General features: G+C 60.1%; 18 protein-coding genes. 15 read left to right on the top strand and 3 right to left on the bottom strand.

The genetic code is table 11. The features are described from left to right. Positions 1 to 3 precede the first annotated feature (3 nt). The 6 genes from CVU69_10280 to CVU69_10305 all read left to right on the top strand — a co-directional run bounded on the left by CVU69_10280 (position 4) and on the right by CVU69_10305 (position 6570). Positions 4 to 1461, top strand: coding sequence for an RNA-splicing ligase RtcB (locus tag CVU69_10280; GenBank protein ID PKN11856.1), 1458 nt, complete (start codon positions 4 to 6; stop codon positions 1459 to 1461). 2 nt (positions 1462 to 1463) lie between these two features. After that, positions 1464 to 1895: a hypothetical protein gene (locus CVU69_10285; GenBank protein ID PKN11857.1), complete on the top strand. Its 432-nt coding sequence runs from the start codon at positions 1464 to 1466 to the stop codon at positions 1893 to 1895. 253 nt (positions 1896 to 2148) lie between these two features. Next, the gene (locus tag CVU69_10290) at positions 2149 to 3861 is read left to right on the top strand and encodes a proline--tRNA ligase (protein PKN11858.1); all 1713 of its coding nucleotides are present in this window, start codon (positions 2149 to 2151) and stop codon (positions 3859 to 3861) included. Next, a complete protein-coding gene (locus CVU69_10295) occupies positions 3858 to 5096 on the top strand; it encodes a hypothetical protein (GenBank protein ID PKN11859.1) in 1239 nt (412 codons plus the stop codon). Before CVU69_10290 ends, CVU69_10295 begins: the two co-directional genes overlap by 4 nt. Beyond that, positions 5093 to 5827: an orotidine-5'-phosphate decarboxylase gene (locus tag CVU69_10300; protein PKN11860.1), complete on the top strand. Its 735-nt coding sequence runs from the start codon at positions 5093 to 5095 to the stop codon at positions 5825 to 5827. Before CVU69_10295 ends, CVU69_10300 begins: the two co-directional genes overlap by 4 nt. Further along, positions 5824 to 6570 carry a 23S rRNA (guanosine(2251)-2'-O)-methyltransferase RlmB gene (locus CVU69_10305; protein PKN11861.1) on the top strand — a complete coding sequence of 249 codons (747 nt, stop codon included), beginning with the start codon at positions 5824 to 5826 and terminating at the stop codon, positions 6568 to 6570. Before CVU69_10300 ends, CVU69_10305 begins: the two co-directional genes overlap by 4 nt. A gap of 88 nt (positions 6571 to 6658) precedes the next feature. Here CVU69_10305 and CVU69_10310 read toward each other — a convergent pair whose 3' ends face one another. From CVU69_10310 to CVU69_10320, 3 genes are all read right to left on the bottom strand, one after another. Beyond that, positions 6659 to 7339: a FeS-binding protein gene (locus CVU69_10310; GenBank protein PKN11862.1), complete on the bottom strand. Its 681-nt coding sequence runs from the start codon at positions 7337 to 7339 to the stop codon at positions 6659 to 6661. Positions 7340 to 7529: 190 nt separating this feature from the next. After that, positions 7530 to 7793, bottom strand: a complete 264-nt coding sequence (locus tag CVU69_10315) for a hypothetical protein (protein PKN11863.1) — start codon at positions 7791 to 7793, stop codon at positions 7530 to 7532. A 48-nt stretch (positions 7794 to 7841) separates the two neighbouring features. Further along, positions 7842 to 8096: a hypothetical protein gene (locus tag CVU69_10320; protein ID PKN11864.1), complete on the bottom strand. Its 255-nt coding sequence runs from the start codon at positions 8094 to 8096 to the stop codon at positions 7842 to 7844. Here CVU69_10320 and nifV point away from each other — a divergent pair. From nifV to draG, 9 genes are all read left to right on the top strand, one after another. Further along, the gene (gene nifV / locus CVU69_10325; protein PKN11865.1) at positions 8095 to 9240 is read left to right on the top strand and encodes a homocitrate synthase; all 1146 of its coding nucleotides are present in this window, start codon (positions 8095 to 8097) and stop codon (positions 9238 to 9240) included. The genes CVU69_10320 and nifV overlap by 2 nt on opposite strands. Further along, positions 9237 to 10040 carry a hypothetical protein gene (locus CVU69_10330; protein PKN11866.1) on the top strand — a complete coding sequence of 268 codons (804 nt, stop codon included), beginning with the start codon at positions 9237 to 9239 and terminating at the stop codon, positions 10038 to 10040. Before nifV ends, CVU69_10330 begins: the two co-directional genes overlap by 4 nt. Positions 10041 to 10208: 168 nt before the next feature. Then, on the top strand, positions 10209 to 11789 hold the full coding sequence (locus CVU69_10335; GenBank protein PKN11867.1) for a hypothetical protein: 1581 nt from the start codon (positions 10209 to 10211) through the stop codon (positions 11787 to 11789). 286 nt (positions 11790 to 12075) lie between these two features. Next, a complete protein-coding gene (locus CVU69_10340) occupies positions 12076 to 12414 on the top strand; it encodes a transcriptional regulator (GenBank protein ID PKN11895.1) in 339 nt (112 codons plus the stop codon). A 45-nt stretch (positions 12415 to 12459) separates the two neighbouring features. Then, entirely contained in the window at positions 12460 to 13779 is a 1320-nt protein-coding gene (locus CVU69_10345) for an ammonium transporter (GenBank protein ID PKN11868.1), read from the top strand. Positions 13780 to 13842: 63 nt separating this feature from the next. After that, positions 13843 to 14520, top strand: coding sequence for a hypothetical protein (locus CVU69_10350; GenBank protein PKN11869.1), 678 nt, complete (start codon positions 13843 to 13845; stop codon positions 14518 to 14520). 261 nt (positions 14521 to 14781) lie between these two features. After that, on the top strand, positions 14782 to 15345 hold the full coding sequence (locus CVU69_10355; GenBank protein PKN11870.1) for a response regulator: 564 nt from the start codon (positions 14782 to 14784) through the stop codon (positions 15343 to 15345). 10 nt (positions 15346 to 15355) lie between these two features. Beyond that, positions 15356 to 16150, top strand: a complete 795-nt coding sequence (locus CVU69_10360) for an N-acyl homoserine lactonase (protein PKN11871.1) — start codon at positions 15356 to 15358, stop codon at positions 16148 to 16150. Positions 16151 to 16155: 5 nt separating this feature from the next. Continuing rightward, positions 16156 to 17079 carry an ADP-ribosyl-[dinitrogen reductase] hydrolase gene (draG, locus tag CVU69_10365; protein ID PKN11872.1) on the top strand — a complete coding sequence of 308 codons (924 nt, stop codon included), beginning with the start codon at positions 16156 to 16158 and terminating at the stop codon, positions 17077 to 17079. Positions 17080 to 17216 lie beyond the last annotated feature (137 nt).

Genomic DNA, 17216 nt, shown 5'->3' on the forward strand with positions numbered 1-17216 from the left:
GCCATGGCCCTACCCCCGCAACTGCGCAAAGTTTCCGACACCACCTGGGAACTGCCGACCTCTTACAAAGACGGCATGCGGGTGCCGGCGCGGATTATCGCCACGGAATCTCTCCTGCACGGCATGGAGGCCGGGGTCTTCGAACAGACCGCCAACGTCGCCTGCCTCCCCGGCATCATCAACTACGCCTACTGCATGCCGGACGGCCACTGGGGTTACGGCTTCCCCATCGGCGGCGTCGCCGCTTTCGACCCGGCCACCGGCGTGATCTCTCCCGGCGGCATCGGCTTCGACATCAACTGCGGCATGCGCCTCTGCCTGACCAACCTCACCGAAGAGCAGGTGCGGCCGCACATTCGCGAACTCGTTGACCGGCTCTTTGCCGCCATCCCCACCGGCGTCGGCTGCAGCGGCTTTGTCCGCTCTTCGCGCAGTGAATTCCGCCGGGTGATCGAACGCGGCTCGCGCTGGTGTCTGGAGAACGGCTTCGCCACCCCCGAGGATCTGGAGATGACTGAGGAAGGGGGCGGCTTTGCCGGCGCCGATGCGGCAGCGTGCAGCGACAAGGCGATCGAACGCGGCTACGACCAGATCGGCACCCTCGGCAGTGGCAACCACTACTGCGAGATCCAGGTGGCACGGCCGGAGAACATCTTCGACGCAGCGACCGCCCGCGCCTTCGGCATCACCATCCCCAACCAGGTGGTGATCATGTTCCACTGCGGCAGCCGCGGCTTCGGCCATCAGGTCGCCACCGACTACCTCCAGACTTTTCTGCGGGTAATGACGAGCAAGTACGGGATCAAGCTCTACGACCGCGAACTCGCCTGCGCCCCTTTCCGCTCCCCGGAAGGGCAGGCCTACTTTGCAGCGATGAAGTGCGCCGCCAACATGGGCTTTGCCAACCGCCAGGTCATCCTCCACCGCATCCGCGAAGTCTTTGCCCACTGCTTCCATTCCTCCCCCGAGAAGCTGGGGATGCGCATGGTCTACGACGTCGCCCACAACACCGCCAAACTGGAAAAACATTGCATCGACGGGGAGATGACCGAAATCCTAGTCCACCGCAAGGGTGCGACCCGCGCCTTCGGGCCGGGGATGGCCGGACTCCCTAACGCTTACCAAGAGACCGGCCAGCCGGTCATCATCGGCGGCAGCATGGAGACCGGTTCCTACCTCCTCGCCGGCATGACGAGCGCGGAGTCGACTTTCTATACCACCGCCCACGGCAGCGGCCGCACCATGAGCCGCCACCAGGCGAAGAAGCTGGTCAAGGGCCGCCAGCTGTTGGACGATATGGAGGCGCGCGGCATCCATGTCCGTTCCGCTTCCTACGGCGGTCTTGCCGAGGAAGCCGGTTTCGCCTACAAGGATATCGACATCGTCACCGCGGCCACGGAAGTTGCCGGCCTCAGCCGCCGGGTGGTGAAGCTGGTGCCGATCGGCAACATCAAGGGGTAGCGATGCCGTTTCGCTTTGACGACACAATATCCCCCGCCGATGTCGCCTTCGCAGCCTGGGGCGCGACGCAGGAAGAGCTCTTCATTTCCAGCGCCGCCGCCCTGCTCCGCACCATGGTCGAAGCACCGGAAGCGGTAGCGCGGCAACAAAAGCTCACCATCTGCCTGGAAGACGAATCACTGGATATGCTCCTCTGGGCCTTTCTCTCGGAACTGATCTTCTACAAGGATGCCCGTCGTCTGCTGCTGCATGCCGATGCGGTGGAGATTGAGGAAAGGGAGGGGATTTTCCAGTTGGAAGCGCAAGTCAGCGGCGAAGCGATCGCGACCGACCGCCACCACTGCCTCGTCGATGTCAAAGCGGTAACGCTGCACTGTTTTCGGGTGATACACGAGGAGGGTTGCTGGAGAGCGGTGGTGGTGCTGGATGTGTAAGTCTGGCGTGTGGTTGCCTCCCCCCTCCTTACTTCAAGGAGGGGGTCGGGGGGTGGTGCTCTAGACTTGTTAACGTAATACAAACGTCGGGCGACTCGACTCATCCGAATTCACCATCTCCCTCTACCTGGAAGCAAAACCCCCCTCCCCCATCGCGCCATTCTCCTTGCATTCATCCCCCGAATAAGCTAATTTTCCCACTCCGCCACCGGCTCGGCCGCTGCGATTTCCCCCTTTTCGAGGTCTGACCCCCATGCGCTATTCCCAATACTTTATCCCCACGCTCAAAGAGACTCCGGCCGATGCCGAAGTTATCAGCCATCAGCTTATGCTCCGTGCCGGACTGATCCGAAAAGTCGCCTCGGGGATCTACAACTATCTCCCCCTCGGCCTGCGGACGATCCGCAAGGTGGAGAAGATTGTGCGGGATGAGATGGATCGCGCCGGCGCCCTGGAGATTCTCATGCCGATGGCGAATCCGGCAGAACTGTGGCAGGAGTCGGGACGCTGGGAGAAGTACGGCAAGGAGCTACTGCGCTTCAAGGACCGCAAGGAAGCGGAATTCTGTATGGGGCCGACCCACGAAGAGGTGGTGACCGATATCGTCCGCCGCGAAGTGCGCTCCTACCGGCAGATGCCTTTGAACCTGTACCAGATCCAGACCAAGTTTCGCGACGAGATCCGCCCCCGTTTCGGGCTGATGCGCGGCCGCGAATTCATCATGAAGGATGCCTACTCCTTTGATGTCAACGAAGCCGGCGCCATCGCCGCCTACGACAAGATGTACCAGGCCTACCGTCGCATCTTCGCACGCTGCGGTCTCAACTTCCGCGCCGTTGAAGCTGATTCCGGCGCCATCGGCGGCAGCTATTCCCACGAATTCATGGTCCTTGCCGATTCAGGAGAAGATGCCATCGTCTCCTGCAACGGCTGCCAGTATGCCGCCAATGTCGAGAAGGCGGAAGCGCGTCCCACCGGCGCTCCGGAGCACTGCGACCCCCGCCCGCTGGAGAAGATTGCCACCCCCGGCCAGAAAAGCATCGAAGAGGTCTCGACCTTCCTCAAGATCGCTGCCAGCGAGACAGTGAAGTGTCTGATCTTTGTTGCCGATGGCGAACCGGTGGCGGTGCTGCTGCGCGGAGACCACGAGCTCAACGAGATCAAACTGAGCAAGGTCCTTGGCGCCAGTGAACTCGCCCTGGCCGACGAAGCTCTGGTCAGCAAGGTCACGGGCGCACCGGTCGGCTTTGCCGGCCCCATCGGCCTGACCATCCGCGTCATTGCCGATCTCGCCGTCGAAGGGCTGCGCAACGTCGTGGTCGGCGCCAATGCGGCCGATCTCCACCTCAAGAATGCCAATCCCGGCCGCGACTTCACTCCGAGCCTTTATGCTGATCTGCGCAACGTCGTTCACGGCGACCTCTGTCCGCGCTGCACAGGGGGAGTGCTGGAAATGTGGCGCGGCGTCGAAGTCGGCCATGTCTTCAAGCTCGGCACCCGCTACTCCGAAGCGATGAAGGCGTGCTTTCTCGACAGTGACGGCAAGGAGCAGTTTGTCTACATGGGTTGCTACGGCATCGGCATCGGCCGCACTGCCGCGGCAGCGATCGAACAGAACCACGATGCGAACGGCATCATCTGGCCGATGGCGATCGCCCCCTTTGAAGTTATCGTCACCATGCTCAACCCCAACGATGAAAGTGTGCGGATGACGTCCGAAGCCCTTTACGCTGAACTGCAGAAACTCGGCGTCGAAGTGCTTCTCGATGATCGCGACGAGCGGGCCGGCAGCAAATTTGCCGACGCAGAACTGATCGGCATCCCCCTGCGCATCACTGTCGGTGCGCGCGGCGTCAAGGACGGGGCATTGGAGTTACAGGCACGGAGCGGCGGCGAAAAAGAGCTGATTGCCATCGATGCGATGGCTGCGGCTGTCGCCGAGAAGGTGCGTCTGGCCAAGGTATGACCCGCCTGGAGCTCGACAGTGCTGACCGCATCGCCCTCCCCACGGCTGTCGCCAATGGCCTGAACAGCCGGGAACTGACCCTTGCTTCCCGCTCGCAGCGCCACCTTCTCCTCACCACCGAGGGGGGCGGAGAAGGGCAGATCGCCCTCGCCGGTCGTATCGGCGACCTGCAGGTGGTGGAAATCCTGTCGATCATCAACATGTTCCGCAAGAGCGGCCTCCTCCACTTCAATCTGGAAGGGGGGAGTAAAGATCTCCACTTCGACGAAGGGGAACTGGTCTCGGCAACTTCGACCTTCCCCGAGGAAGAGCTCGGCGAATTCCTCCTGACCGCCGGCAAGATCGACCGCGACACCTTGATCAAGACGCGTCAGGCCGCCGGCAACGATCCACAGACGCTGCGGCTGCAACTGTTACAGGGCGGGCGGCTTACCGAGCAGGATCTGCGCGATGCGGGCGGCGCCCAGATCGAAGCGATCGTTTATCATCTCATCCCCTGCCAGCAAGGGGATTTCATCTTTGTACAACGTCGCAATACCGAAGCACCGACCGCCAGCCTGGCGCTGCGCACGCAAAATCTGATCATGGAGGGTTTACGCCGCTCCGATGAACGCCAGCTCTTCATGCGCACCCTGCATTCCCACAATGCGATCCCGGTGGCGACAGGAAAGAGCGTCGACGAACTCCCGGCCAAGGAAGAGCGCCTGCTGGCCATGGCGAGCAGCGGCAAGCTGACGGTGCGCGATCTCATCGCCCGCAGCGGCCTTGACGAGTTTCAGACCTTGAGTCTGCTGCACCGCCTGGCCGGCCGAAAGCTTTTGACCTTTCCCTCCCCGGAAACGCCGGAGCTTTCAGCGGATCTGGCTGAAATTCTGGCGGTTGCCAATGGTGTCCTCGCCGCCCTTTATCAGAAGATCAGTGAAAAGAACCAAAATTTCGGCCTGGAGATGCGGCTGTTCCTCCGCGATCTCCCGCAACCCTTTGCCTCGGTCCTGCGCCATGCCACTCTCACCGACAAAGGAACCATCGACCCCGGCCAGGTTGCCGCCAATCTCGCGAAATCCCCCGCCGACGAGCAGCGCGGCCTCCTCGCCGAGACGCTGAGCGAGCTGGTCTTTATGGCCTGCATGGCGGCGCGCCGCGATCTCGGCGACACGAACTCTCTCCGCCTGGTGCAGCAAGCCCAGGAGATTGCCATCCGTATCAACCAGCTCAAGGAAAGGAAGAATCCATGAACCAGGCGATTGAACGCCTTATCTTTGCCCTCGATGTCGACGAATTTGCCCAGGCGCAGCGCTGGGTCCGGGAACTGCGCAACCATGTCGGCGTCTTCAAGGTCGGCAAACAGCTCTTTACCCGCTGCGGCCCCGATGTGGTGAAGATGATCCGTGACGAAGGGGGCGAAGTCTTTCTCGACCTCAAGTATCACGACATCCCCAATACCGTGGCGATGGCCGGCATCGAAGCCTGCCGTCTCGGGGTGAAGATCTTCAACGTCCACGCCCTTGGCGGGCGAGAGATGATGAGCGAGACGGCAAGGAAGGCACTGGAGAGCTGCAACGCCGCCGGCATCCCCGTCCCTCTACGCATCGCCGTGACCATCCTCACCTCCAGCACCGACGCTACCTTGCGCGAAATCGGCATCGATCGGCCGGTGGCGGAGATGGTGCCGCGCCTTGCCAGACTCACCCAGGAAGCCGGCTTTGACGGCGTCGTGGCCTCGCCGCTGGAGGTGATGCAGATTCGCGCCGCCTGCGGTCCGGAGTTCAAGATCATTACCCCCGGCGTCCGCCCCGCCTTTGCTTCGGCCGACGATCAGAAGCGGATCATGACGCCCGGCGAAGCGATCAGCGCCGGCGCTGATTACCTCGTCATCGGCCGGCCGATCTCGGCGGCCCCCCAGCCAATGAGTGCCGCCCAGCTGATCCTCGATGAAATCAGCGCCGCTCTGGAGCAGCGCTCTTGAGCGAAGCCGATCTCGTCTACGGCATTAACCCGGTGGTCGAAGGGCTGCGCGGCACCCTGCGCGCCCCCCTCGAACTCCTCGTCCTGAAAGGCGTTCTGCCGCCGCGCCTGAGTGAAGCGGTGCAACTCGCTAACGCCAAAGGGATCGCGGTACGCCTGCGCGATCGCCAGGATCTCGACCGTCTTGCCGGTCACAAACACCACCAAGGAGCGATCCTGCGCGTTGCCCCCTTTGCTTACTGCGATCTTGAGGACCTCATCGGTTGCTGGCGCAATAGCGGCGGACCGGCCTTCTTCCTGATCCTCGACGGCGTCACCGATCCCCACAACTTCGGCGCCATCCTGCGTAGCGCCGACGCCGCCGGATGTCACGGCGTCATCGTCGGCAAGGACCGCGCCTGCCCGGTTTCAGGCGTTGTTGAGAAGAGCGCTTCCGGCGCCCTTGCCCATCTCCCCCTCGCCCAGGTCACCAATATCTCCCGTGCCCTCGAAGAGTTGAAGAAGGAAGGGGTGTGGATCTACGGACTTGCCGGCGATGTCGGCTCCGAGCCGTTGCATGCCGGCGATTACCGAGGCCACGTCGCCCTGGTGGCCGGCAGCGAAGGCGAAGGATTGCGGCCCAACGTCCGCCGCCACTGCGATCACCTCATCGCCATCCCGATGCGCGGCCAGGTCCCTTCTCTCAACGTCTCCGTCGCCACCGCCGTCGCCCTCTTTGAAGTCGTGCGGCAACGCCCCCTGTAGACGAGCAAAGCAAAAGACAGCACAAATAAAAAAGGACCCAGCCACATCGGCGGGATCCTTTTTTATTTGTGCTATTTCCCTCGGCGGCTCAGGCGGCTTTGGGCCAGGTCAGTGCCTGCTGCGGACAGGCGGCATGGCAACTTGAACATTTGAGACAATCGCCGTGCTCCAATCTTCCCGCGTCCCGTTGCGTTGCGATGGCAAGCTCCATCGGGCAGCTTTTCTCGCACAGACCGCACGATTTGCAACTTGCCGCAATCTGCATCGGGTACTTCTCCTCACCGATAGTGGCGGTCAAGGTGCCGATCGGACAGACAGCGCACCAGGTACGCGGCTGCCACACCAGTCCCAAAACGATGGCAACAGCGGTGGTGACGGCGCAGGCCTGCCAGAAGACCGCCCCCCAATGCTCGGCACTGCCGGGATCCTGCATAAGCTGAAAGCCCATGAATCCCATGAGTCCGACAAAGACTCCCCACCGCATTGGCAAGGCACGCAGGCGTTGCGGAATCGCACGACTCCCTCCGACGAAACGAAAAAAGGTATCAAAAAAACTCCCGCGCGGGCAGATATTTCCGCAGGCATAACGCCCTTTACGCAGACTGTATAGAATGGCCGTCAGCATCACCACCGGGACGATGAAACCGATCAGGGGGAACTTCCACCCCAGCGTCAAGGTGGCAAGCATCACCACAGCCAGCAACCATCTGTACAGTTCAGGTTTCTGTCTCTGCGGGGCAATCTGTACAACCTTCTTTTTCAAAGTCATCAACATCTCCTTGATAATTGTTTTATATGTTTATTCATATATATCATTTCCAATTTTTCGTCAAGAGGTCAGGGGCCCTTTGTATTTTCCCCCAAAGCTGATTATTAACGTTGCGGCCTTTCAGGCGCACAAAACAAAAGGGCTCAGCGAAAAAACGCTGAGCCCTTTTGTTTTGCAAGATGTCAAAATTTCAAGGTTTATAGGTTTTCCCCAAGTGCTCGACCAATGCCTTCTTCTCCTCGCCGCTTAATTGCGCCCCCTTGCCCATCATTCGGGAGACAGTCGATTCCCACTCCGCCGGGGTCTTTTTTGCCGCCTTGGGCCTTGCCGCCGGATGGCAGACCGAACAGCGTTGTTCAAGGAGACTGGCACCATCCTTTGCCGGAGCAGCAGCAATACTGATACCGGTGAAACCGAAAGTAAGGGCCAAACCGAGCAACAAACCTCTTTTCATTGTGTACCTCCTCTGATGAATTTTCCCTGCTGGATTAGCAGTGAAAAACTATATCATAAAGTTATCATAGTCTAAAAGGATCTGAAAACTTGCCGCTGCTCTTTTTTTCATCAACAATGTCCGCATCGCAGCAGCCAGCCGACACCGGCGACAAGGGAAGTCGACAACCGTGCCCCTTCCTACCTTGGCATAGCCCGTGCTAAAGAAGTAATTAACCCCCTCCGGCATTGCCGCCGGACCCTTGGCAACGTCGCCCCGTGATCTTTCGATCGTGGGGTTTTTCTGTTTTACGGAGACCGTCATGACTGATTATAGCGCCAGCCCCGTCATCATCGACGATACCACCCTGCGCGACGGCGAACAGACTGCCGGCGTCGCCTTTACCCTGGAGGAGAAAAAACGTATCGCCGCCATGCTCGATGAAATCGGCGTCCATGAACTCGAGTGCGGCATTCCGGCGATGGGAACCGAGGAACAGGAAAGTATCCGCGCCCTTGTCGACATGGATCTCAAGTGCCGTCTCCTTACCTGGAATCGGGCGCTGATTCCGGATATCAAGGCTTCCCTGGCCTGCGGTGTGCGGGCCGTCGATCTCTCCCTCTCGGTCTCCGACCTGCAGATCTCCCGCAAGCTGCGCAAGGATCGGGCATGGGTCAAGGAGCAGCTGAAAATCGCTCTCGGCTTTGCCAAGGAGCACGATCTGTATGTCTCCATCGGCGGCGAAGATGCCAGCCGTGCCGACCTTGATTTCCTCGTCGAGCTCATGGAGATTGCGCAGAGCATGGGAGCGGACCGCTTCCGCTACTGCGACACCCTCGGCATCCTCGACCCCTTCAGTATGTACGACAATATCCGCGCCCTGCGCTGCCGCGTCCCGGAAATGGAGATCGAAGTTCATACCCACAACGACCTCGGCATGGCGACCGCCAACGCCATCGCAGGGATTCGCGCCGGCGCCCGCTTCGTCAATACCACGGTAAACGGCCTCGGCGAACGCGCCGGGAATGCCGCCCTCGAAGAAGTAGTGATGGCGCTCAAGCACAGCTGCCACATCGACACCGGAGTCGACACCCGTCGTTTTGTCGAGATCTCCCGTTATGTCGGCAAAGCGAGCTGCCGGCCGGTGCCGGATTGGAAGGCGATCGTCGGTGAGAAGGTCTTTTCCCATGAATCGGGGCTGCATGCCGACGGTGTCCTCAAATTTCCCGGCAACTACGAAGGCTTCGATCCCCGCGAGGTCGGCCTTTGCCGTCACCTTGTCCTCGGCAAACACTCCGGCAGTCACGCCCTCCTTCATCGCTTGCAGCAGCTCGGCATTGCCGCCGACCTCCCCTTTGCCGACAACCTCCTTGGCGAAGTGCGGGCCCTGGCGCAGGGACGCAAACGCCCGGTGAGCGACCCGGAACTCTTCACCCTCTGTGCCGCCGCCCGGCAGGTGGCGTCTTGATTGTCACCGCCGAGGATCGCGACTGGCTGATCTTCAGGAAAATGGCGAAACAGGAAGGATGGCGGGTGCCGCAGAATGAGTTGTCGTTACACCGGCAAGGGGGGTGCAGCCGCGCCTGGGCGCTGCGTCATAACGATGATACCAGCATCGGTCTGATCACTGGCTTCCGCCATCAGCACAGCGCCTGGATCGGCAACCTGATTATCGCCCCATCAGAGCGGGGACGTGGCTATGGTGCCGCCCTCTTTGACCATGCAGCCGGGGAACTACGCGCTGCCGGAGTAACGACGCTGTGGCTGACTGCTTCCGCCGCAGGCGTTCCTCTTTATGCAGCGCGGGGTTTTCACTCTGTCGGACAGATCGAACGCTGGGTGCGTCAGGAGGGGGGAAAGGGCAAAGCGGGAACGCCAGTCGCGGGCAGCAATAGTGCCGTCGTCGATGCCGCCATCTGGGGCGATGATCGCCACCCCCTGCTGCGTCATCTGGAAAAAACGGGAAGCTGGCAACAGCAGGGGGAGAGCCTCGCCCTGCTGTACCGGGGTGATGATCTCCAGATCATCGGGCCGTGGCATAGCGCCGGAGACCGGCAAGACGATGCCGTGTTGTTGGACCGACTGGTGGCGATTGCGGATCCACAGCTGGAACTGGTCATCGATCTTGTTGCTGACTCGGCGCGGCAAAGCCTCCTTGCAGCTGCCGGTTTCACCCCCGGCGGGGGCACCGAGCTGATGGTGGCCGGACCGATACAGGTACAATGGTCACGGCTCCTCGCCCTCGCCACCCTGGGTAGCTGCGGCTGATTCTTTGTGCAATTACGCGGCAGTCCTGCCTGTTTTTATGGCAACTCTATTGTTACCAGCTTGTACCTCCAGCGCAACTCCCTGATTTTGAGTATTATTTAAACAAAATATCTGGCACATATTATGCGAATGTGAAAGCCAACCCCTTGAGTGGAGAGAGCTTCACACATGACTGCCGTATCCCGTGAAAAACTCCTCAATGCCCTGATCAATATCGGCCAGGATCTCGCCTCGACCGTCGATCTCCCCGAACTCCTCGATCGCATCCTCCAGGTCTCGCGGGAGATCTTCGGCTTTGAAAATGCCATCATCCGCCTCCTTGATGCCGAGGGAGCAACCCTGACCACGGTTGCCGCTTACGGTTATCCGGCCGAGGTGACGACGCCGGCGCTGCCGGTCGACCAGGGGATCATGGGGCGCGTCGCCCGCAGTCGTAAGCCGCTGTTGATCAACGATCTTCGCAGTGAAGCCGATTACTTCCCCGGCATTGCCGGCGCCCGCAGCGAACTCGCCGTGCCGATGCTGGTGCGCGATCATCTCATCGGCGTCTTTAACGTCGAGAGCCCGCGTCCCGACGCCTTTAGCAGCGCCGATATCGAACCCCTCCTTGCCCTCGCCGGACAGGCAGCGATCGCCATTGAGAATGCCCGCCTCTATGACAAACTCCGCCAGGGCTCGGAGCGTTATCAGCGTCTGCACCATCTCAACGAACGGATCCTTAATAGCGCCAGTCTCGGCATTTATGCCCTTGATGCCGATTTGACCATCACCGCCTGGAACCGGCGTATGGCCGAAATCAGCGGCGTCAGCACCGACACCGCGGTCGGCCGCCAGCTCTTCAGCCTCTTCCCGGCCCTGCGCGATGAAGATTTTGACGAGCGTTTGCAGCGGGTGCTGACCACCGGGCACAGTGAAAAGCTTCAGCTCAGTCACCGCGACCTGAGCGGCACCACCCGCTTCGAAAAACGCCGCATCACCCCGCTCAAAGAGGCCGACGAAACCATTGGCGTCGTCGTCATCGTCGAGGATATTACCAAGTTTCGCCAGCTCCTTGATCAGACCGTGCATATGGAGAAGCTCGCAGAAGTCGGCCGCCTCACCGCCGCGCTGGCGCACGAAGTCAACAGCCCCCTGGCGATCATCGCTTATGCCGCGCAACTTCTGGAGCGGGAAGAGCCCCTCTCCGACTTCCAGCAGGAGATCATCGCCCGCATCGCCGGCGAGACCGAGCGGTTGAAAGGACTCACCGGCAGCCTCCTCTCCTTTTCGCGGCCACAGGACGAAAATTTTGTGCCGATCGACCTCAACGATCTCCTCGCCGATATCCTCCGCCTGCTCCGTTTCGAGATTCTGCGCCACAGCATTGAGCTGCGCGAAGAGTATGGCGAGATCCCCCTGGTCGAAGCCGACGCCAACCGCCTCAAGCAGGTGTTGATCAACCTGGTGATGAATGCGGTGCAGGCGATGGGGACAAAAGGGACGCTGACCCTGACGACGCGGACACATGCGGAGGATTATGCTGAAATTCTGCTGCACGACAGCGGCCCGGGAATTCCCGCCGGGGTGAGGGAGAGGATCTTCGACCCATTCTTTACCACCAAGGCCGATGGCGAAGGGACCGGCCTTGGCCTTTACGTCTGCCGCCACATCATCCTCGAACATCAGGGGACGATCGAGATCGACTCCGACTGCGACAGTGGCACCACGGTCAAAGTGACTCTCCCCGCCAGAAGATTGAACAAATATTAGGCAATCACCGATATTCTCAGCGGTGCGGATAGCGGACAAAAACCAGATCAACCAATTAAAACATTGAACTTATTAATAAAAAAAATCTGGCACAGCCTATGCTATAGAAAAACAACAAGACCGACAGCAAGACGACGGTGAATAAAAAATCAAACAAAGACTCTTCCTGACAACGGCGTCATGGAATCGTACTTACAGGGCAAAGGCGCCCCGTTTTCTGACACCAGACAGGAAATCGGGCGCCTTTATTTATTTCAGAATCTCACAACCGGAGGACAAAACGATGATGAAAAAAGTGGAAGCGATCATCAAACCGTTCAAGCTCGAAGATGTGAAGAGTGCTCTGACCGAAGTCGGCATCACCGGCATGACCGTCAGTGAAGTCCGGGGGTTCGGTCGGCAAAAGGGTCACACCGAGCTTTACCGCGGCGCCGAGTACCAGATCGACTTTCTCCCCAAGGTCAAGATTGAATTGGTGCTCCCGGAAGATCTTGTCGAAAAGGTTGTTACACTCATTCTCAAGGAAGCCAGCACCGGCCGTATCGGCGACGGCAAGATCTTTGTCACCCCCGTCGACCAATCGATTCGCATCCGTACCGGCGAGACCGGAACCGACGCCCTCTAACAACGCAAAGCAACTGACAACAGTCACCATAAACGGGAGGACACCATGAAACGGATCAACAAGATAACCCTCACCTGCTGTGCGCTGCTTTTGGCGCCGGCCCTGGCCTTGGCCGAAGACGCGCCGATGAGCGAAGTCGGCTACATTCTCAACACCTTTTCCTTTCTGATTAACGGTGCCCTGGTCATGTGGATGGCCGCCGGTTTCGGCATGCTGGAAGCCGGACTGGTGCGCTCCAAGAACGTTGCGACGATCTGCCTGAAGAATATCTCCCTCTTCGGCGTCGCCGGCATCCTCTTTTACGTCGCCGGCTACAACCTGATGTACAACGGCGTCGACGGCGGCTGGATCGGCAGTCTCGGCCTCTGGGGGCCGGATGACGCCACCGCCCTCGCCGGTGACTTCGGCGGCAAGTACGCCACCGGCTCCGACTGGTTCTTCCAGATGGTCTTCTGCGGCGCGGCCTGCTCCGTCGTCTCCGGCTGCGTGGCCGAGCGCATCAAATTCTGGCCCTTTATGATCTTCTGCGCCATCCTCTGCGGCGTCATCTACCCGATTCAGGGCTCCTGGGTCTGGGGCGGCGGCTGGCTCACCGGCATGGGCTTCAAGGACTTTGCCGGTTCGACCCTGGTTCACTCCGTCGGCGGCTGGTCGGCGCTGACCGGTGCCATTATCCTCGGCGCCCGCAAAGGGAAATTCACCAAAGAGGGCAAGGTCAATCCGATGCCCGGTTCCAACCTGACCCTGGCAACCCTTGGTACCTTCATCCTCTGGATGGGCTGGTTCGGCTTCAACGGCGGCTCGGTCCTTGACCTCAGCAGTGCCGCTTCTGCCATCACCATGTCGAACGTCTTCGTCAACACCAACCTCGCTGCCTGCGGCGGCATGATCGCTGCCCTCCTTGTGCTCCAGGCTCTGTACAAGAAAGTCGACTTGACCATGGCCCTCAACGGCGCTCTCGCCGGTTTGGTCGCGATAACCGCCGGCCCCGACACCCCGACACCGGGGGCCGCCATCCTCATCGGTGCTGTCGGTGGCGTTCTGGTTGTTCTAGCCGTCCCCCTCTTCGACAAGCTCAAGATTGACGATGTTGTCGGCGCCCTCTCCGTGCATCTGGTCTGCGGCATCTGGGGCACCCTGGCCGTCCCCATCACCAACCCGGACGCCAGCTTCGTCACCCAGTTGATCGGCGTGGCATCCATTGCCGCCTTTGTCCTGATCACCTCCGCCATCGTCTGGTTGGTACTCAAATTCACCGTCGGCATTCGCGTCTCGGAAGAGGAAGAATTTGCCGGCAGCGACACCACCGAACTCGGTCTCGAAGCTTACCCGGAATTTGGTCGCGGTTCACAGGGCCTGCGTTAAAAATTGTCGCCGAATACGCTCGGCATTATTGTCATCAAACCATCACACCCAAGGAGAAGAACGATGAAGAAACTAACCGTATTACTTGCTGCCGCCCTGCTCTTTGCCGGCGCCACCTCCGCCCTGGCCGAAATCAAAGTCGAAGGAAGTGCCTCCGTCGGCGTCTTCAGTGACTACATCTGGCGCGGCGCAAACTTCACCGGTGACGCGAACATGGTCGTCCAGCCTTCGGTCACCGTTGGAACAGGGGGGTTCTCGGTCAACTGGTGGGGGAATATGAATGAAAATACCGGCGAGTTGGATGAGGTCGATTTCACCCTCGACTACAGCACAGAGCTCGGTCCCCTGGCGGTCAGTGTCGGCAACATTCTTTACAATGTGGATGGAGCGAGCGATACCAATGAAGTTTATCTTGCGGTGGCTCCCACCACCCTGCCGCTCGACCTCAAGCTGACCTACTTTTACGATTACGATGAATTTGAGGTCTCCTACCTGATTCTGGCCCTCGGCAAGAGCTTCGACATTGCCGACAAGACCAGCCTCAGCGTTGGCGCGGCTGCCGGCTACTTCGACTTCGACTATTTGAATAATGCCGAATTGAGCGCCAGCCTGTCTTATGCCATCAACGATCAGCTGGCAATCACCCCTTCGGTCCTTTACTCGACGCCGATTAGCGACGAAGCCAAAGATGCTCTTGACGATGAAGTTGTCGCCGGTCTGACGGTCGCTCTCTCCTTCTAATTTAAAGTTATTTTTCGGTCAGGTTGCCTCCTGCCGAGAAAAGGCCGCCATTCTGAAGCTGGGATGGCGGCCTTTTTTACTACAAACAACCGCTGCCTCTGCCCAATAAAATGACACGAGCACCTTTTAGAAGAAAAAATAACCCAATTAATCGAACACATAGCTTTTGGCATCGGCTCTGCATAAGAAAATAATATCTCCCTGCATTCAGCGAGAAGCACCCCTACCGGCCCGCCGGGCCGCATTCGAAAGGAAATCGCGATGAAGACCGCTCTGATTGCCGATGACGAACCGTTGCTGCGTCGTCAGGTCCGTGATGTCCTGGAACGTTATGGCTTCGACCAGATTATCGAGGCGGCGAATGGTCGCGACGCCGTCACTCTCGCCCTCAAACTCGAACCGCTCCTCATTGTCATCGATTACACCATGCCCGAGCTCGACGGCCTTTCGGCCTGCGACCAGATCAACAAGAAGTTCCCGACGCCGATGGTCCTGATGACCGGCGCCACCGATCTGGAGACGATCGAACGCGCCCGCCTCAGCGGCATCCTCAGTTATGTCGTCAAGCCCTTCCGCGACGAGCAGATGCTCGCGGCCGTCGATCTCGCCATTCACCAGTTTGTCGAACTTCATTCTCTGCGCGAAGAGGTCTCGACCCTGCGCGAAACCCTGGAGACGCGCAAACTCATCGACAAAGCGAAAGGACTGCTGATCAAGAAGGGGATGACAGAGGCGGAAGCGTATCGCAAGATGCAGAAACTCTCGATGGACAAACGCAAAACCCTGAAAGAGGTTGCTGAGGCCATCCTCCTCATGGAAAGCTGAAGGGGAGACGATGGCGTCGTCCCCCTTTAATCGCTGCAATCTCCCCCCCTGGGCGATCGCCTCGCGCCATTTCAACCGGAATCCCCAGCGGATCGAGATCCAGGGGGTGAGCAGCGCCAATCCCAATCTCTTCCGCCGCCTTGCCGAACTCGACGACCCGCTGGCGCGCGCCGCCCTCTTTAACGACTATCTCGATGTCACCTTCCAGCTCCATCAGTGGCAACAGGAGACTTCGGAGTCGGGGCGCAAGAGTTTGAAGAATAGTTATCTGCGTTTTCTGCGCGGCTGGATGTTCGACTCCAACTCGGTCGAAGGGGCGGTCCTCAAAGGCTGGGTCGAGAGCCGCATCGGACTTGCTCCGACCTTCCATCATCAGCCGATTGCCGGCCCCGACGACCCGGCGATGCAGCGCTACCTGATCGACCGCATGCACGGCTCGGCCCGCACCAGCGCCATCTACGCCCAGCTCGATCTCCTTTATGAATACGTTCAGTTCGAAATGCTCTGCCGCCACCCCGATGGCGCCCCCCTCACCCTGTACCGCGGCATCAACGACTTTGCCGAGCACCAGGTCATCGAACAGTACGACAAGCGCCGCTACCTGTTGCGCCTCAACAATCTCAACTCCTTTACCAGCGACTTCGAACGCGCCTGGGAATTCGGCAGCCGCGTGTTGCAGACCGAGGTGCCGCTGGCGAAGATCTTCTTCAGCGGCGACATCTTCCCCACTTCCCTGCTCAAAGGGGAAGGAGAGCTGCTGGTCATCGGCGGCGAATTCGAAGTGCAACTTTTGAGCGGCGGCTGAGGAGGATGACGAATTCCTCCCCGGATGCTTTGACCTCCCGAGCCCGCGCCGCCTTTCTCGGTCTCGCCCTCGGCGACGCCCTCGGCGCCACCACCGAATTCATGACGCCGGGCGAAATCCGCAACCAGTACAAGGTGCATCGGCAGATCATCGGCGGCGGCTGGCTCCATCTCAAGGCCGGCCGGGTCACCGACGACACCGAGATGTCCCTCTGCGTCGCCCGGGCGATCGTTGACCGGGGTGAATGGGAGCTAGCGGCCATCGCCGACAACTTCGTTTCCTGGATGAAGGGCAAACCGATCGACATCGGCAGCACCTGCCGTAAAGGGATCCGCGACTACCTGCTCAACGGCACCCTCGAACAGCCCTACAGCGACAACGACGCCGGCAACGGCGCCCTGATGCGCCTGCTCCCCACCGCTCTTTTTACCCTCGGTGACGCAGCGCTGTTGCGGCGCTGCGCCATCGAACAGGCCCATCTCACCCACCATCACCCCCTTTCCGACGCCGCCTGTCTCACCTTCGGCAAAATGATCCACGCCGCCCTGTGTGGCGCCGACCGCTTTGCTCTGCACGCCATCGCCCGCGAGCTCATCGCTGCCCACCCCAAATTCCACTTCAACGATTATCGCGGCCATGCCGGCGGCTATGTCGTCGAGACGATGCAGACCGTTCTGCACTACTTCTTTACCACCAGCAACTTTGAAGACTGCCTGATCGGTATTGTCAATCAGGGGGGGGACGCCGACACCACCGGCGCCATCGGCGGCGCTCTGGCCGGCGCTTTTTACGGCATGGAGCAGCTGCCGCGCGCCTGGTCGAAGAAACTCGATGCGGCGGTGAGTGTCGAGGTGCAGAGGCTGGCGGGGGAATTGGTTCGGCTTTCGCCGGCGGGGTTGGCCCACTTTATGCTCAAAGATCAACGGTAGGGGCGCCCCTCGTGGGTGCCCGCTTCTTGTGCCGACCCGGACCTGGGCACCCACGAGGGGCGCCCCTACCACCACAACCAAACAGGAACCCGCCGCCGGGTTCCCACCGCGAGCAACGGCGCCCGCAGAGAATCATC

It is taken from the genome of Deltaproteobacteria bacterium HGW-Deltaproteobacteria-4, assembly GCA_002841765.1.
In the GTDB taxonomy this organism is placed as follows: Bacteria; Desulfobacterota; Desulfuromonadia; order Desulfuromonadales; family UBA2197; genus UBA2197.